At 70.6% G+C, this 2,055-nt stretch carries 3 protein-coding genes; all 3 read left to right on the forward strand.

Annotated features, from left to right (window positions below; genetic code table 11):
* Nucleotides 1-242 precede the first annotated feature (242 nt).
* A complete protein-coding gene (locus ACFQEU_RS15035) occupies nt 243-1,181 on the forward strand; it encodes a PhzF family phenazine biosynthesis protein (RefSeq protein WP_379783468.1) in 939 nt (312 codons plus the stop codon).
* Between the two features lie 51 nt (nt 1,182-1,232).
* Nucleotides 1,233-1,427: a DUF7333 family protein gene (locus ACFQEU_RS15040; RefSeq protein WP_379783470.1), complete on the forward strand. Its 195-nt coding sequence runs from the start codon at nt 1,233-1,235 to the stop codon at nt 1,425-1,427.
* A 67-nt stretch (nt 1,428-1,494) separates the two neighbouring features.
* A partial coding sequence (locus ACFQEU_RS15045; protein ID WP_379783472.1) for a sodium:calcium antiporter occupies nt 1,495-2,055 on the forward strand: 561 nt, incomplete at its 3' end.

Raw genomic sequence — 2,055 nt, forward strand, 5'->3', positions numbered from 1 at the left:
GGTCGCTTATAAGCGACCGCTGCGAGGCTGGGGAGGCGTGAGGTGCGGTGCGGAGTCGGGGCGACTCCACGTGTCAAGCCACCGCGTCGGCAACGACTGATAAATGGGCAGCCGACGGCAGCCACCACGCCGGCAACGACTGATAAAGGGTCGCGCGATCCGCGGGCGTTCGCGAGGCCGACAGCACCCACGATCCTGACCCCGAGCGGGAGCCTTTTGCGGCCGGCCGCCGACCCCTCGACATGGAAACCCGACGCACGCTGCTCGTCGACGCGTTCACCGACGAGCCGCTCGCCGGCAACGTCGCCGGCGTCGTGCCCGACGCGACGGGGCTGAGTGACGACCGGATGGGACGGATCGCCGCGGAGCTCGGCGCGTCCGAAACGGCGTTCGTGACGCCCGTGGCCGGCGACGGCGACGACGCGGACCACCGGGTCCGGTATTTCACGCCGACGACGGAGGTCGACCTCTGCGGCCACGCGACGGTGGCGGCGTACGCGACCCTGTTCGCCGACGGGACGATCGACGCCGACGAGTACACGCTCCGGACGAACGTCGGCGATCTCACGATACGAGTGGAGGACGACGGGGGCGTCCGGATGCGCCAAGAGCCGCCCGAGGTGACGGTCATCGACCCCGACACGCTCGACGCCGACCGCCTCGGCGACGCTCTCGGGATCGACCCGGCCGCGCTGCGCGACGTGGGCGCGGACCTCCCCGTCGCGGTCGCTTCGACCGGACTCCCGTTCCTCGTCGTCCCCGTCAACTTCCTCGAACACCTCGGGGGCGCATCCCCCGACCCGGACGCGATCGAGGCGATATCAGACGAGTTCGACGTCGCCGGCGTGTACGCGTTCACGTTCGACACGCTGGACGGGGAATCGACCCTCCACGGGCGGGCGTTCGCGCCCGCGGTCGGGATCGACGAGGACCCGGTGACGGGCACCGCGAGCGGCGCGGTCGGCGGCTATCTCCGGGCCGTCGAGGCGTTCGACGGCGACACCCCCGACGAGCTCCGCTTCGAGCAGGGCCACTTCGTCGACCGACCGGGGTACGTCCGGGTGTGGGTCGGCGACGCGGGCGACCCGGTCACGATCGGCGGCGACGCCGTGGTGTCGCTGGACGGTGACCTCCGGCTGCCGGACGAAGCGGGCGACGACGACGACATCCTGGTCGTCTGATCGACGACCCGTCCCCGCAACCCTTACTGTCGCGTGAGCCCGATCGATCGTATGGAGTTCGATCTCCCAACTGCGGCCGGTCTGGTGGTACTGCTCGTCGCGCTCGGCGCGGGCGGGCTCGTCGGGGGCGGTATGATGGTCCTCAGTACGACCCTGACGATGGTCGTCCCCTCGATGATAGCCTTCGCGGCCGTCGTGTTCCTCATCGGGATGAAACACGGCGAGTTCCGCGCTGGGAGCGCCTGAGTGCGGTAGTACCCGCCGTGGACACCACACCGCGGCGTTTTTGAGACGACGGTGAGAACCGCCGAGCGTGCCGCTCGGCTCGCCCCTTACCGAACTCGTCCTCCTCGCCGCGGGCGTCGGGCTGTTGTACCTCGGCGCGGAGCTGTTGGTGTCCGGCGCGCGCGAGCTCGCGCTCGCGATCGGGTTGAAGGCGTCGACGGTCGGCGTCACCGTCGTGGCGTTCGCGACGACCGCCCCCGAGCTGTTCGTCGCCGTCCTCGGCGCGCTCACCGTCTCGACGGACATCGGGCTCGGCGCGATCGTCGGCTCGAACATCGCCAATGTCGGACTCGTGTTGGGGGTCGCCGCGCTCATCCGCCCGTTGGAGGTGTCCGACACCGTCTTAGAGCGTCACGTCCCGTTCATGATACTCGCGGCGTTCCTCCTCGTCGCGCTCGGCTGGGACGGTCGGATCGGCCCCCGCGAGGGGGTCGTCCTCCTCGTCGCGCTCGTCGGGTTCACGGTCGTGGTTCTCCGACGGATCCAACGGACGCAGGCGGGAATCACCGCCGTCGAGCGCGAGGGGATGCCCGACGCGAGCCCCCGAGACGTCGCCGCCGTGGTCGGCGGGATCGTCGCCTTGGTGCTC

This window comes from Halorubrum tibetense (assembly GCF_042661865.1).
Taxonomy (GTDB): Archaea; Halobacteriota; Halobacteria; order Halobacteriales; family Haloferacaceae; genus Halorubrum; species Halorubrum tibetense.

Bases quoted from the DNA above. Each gene is read 5' to 3' on its own strand.
- ACFQEU_RS15035 (WP_379783468.1), top strand. From the start codon at position 243: ATGGAAACCCGACGCACGCTGCTCGTCGACGCGTTCACCGACGAGCCG.
- ACFQEU_RS15040 (WP_379783470.1), top strand. From the start codon at position 1,233: ATGGAGTTCGATCTCCCAACTGCGGCCGGTCTGGTGGTACTGCTCGTC.